The following is a 518-nucleotide window of genomic DNA, read 5'->3' on the forward strand; positions in this document are numbered from 1 at the left end:
TGTGTTGCGAGGTTAACCCGGGTGGGGAAGCCGTAGCGAAAGCGAGTCCGAATAGGGCGATTCAGTAGCACGCTCAAGACCCGAAGCGGAGTGATCTAGCCATGGGCAGGTTGAAGCGGAGGTAAGACTTCGTGGAGGACCGAACCCACCAGGGTTGAAAACCTGGGGGATGACCTGTGGTTAGGGGTGAAAGGCCAATCAAACTCCGTGATAGCTGGTTCTCCCCGAAATGCATTTAGGTGCAGCGTCGTGTGTTTCTTGCCGGAGGTAGAGCACTGGATAGGCGATGGGCCCTACCGGGTTACTGACCTTAGCCAAACTCCGAATGCCGGTAAGTGAGAGCGCGGCAGTGAGACTGTGGGGGATAAGCTCCATGGTCGAGAGGGAAACAGCCCAGAGCATCGACTAAGGCCCCTAAGCGTACGCTAAGTGGGAAAGGATGTGGAGTCGCACAGACAACCAGGAGGTTGGCTTAGAAGCAGCCACCCTTGAAAGAGTGCGTAATAGCTCACTGGTCT

General features: G+C 56.0%; 1 rRNA gene. It reads left to right on the plus strand.

The window, feature by feature from the left end:
* A 23S ribosomal RNA gene (locus IEZ20_RS39430) occupies positions 1-518 on the plus strand; the annotation flags it as partial.

Origin of the sequence: Streptomyces cinerochromogenes, from assembly GCF_014648635.1 — a bacterium.
GTDB classification, from domain to species: domain Bacteria; phylum Actinomycetota; class Actinomycetes; order Streptomycetales; family Streptomycetaceae; genus Streptomyces; species Streptomyces cinerochromogenes.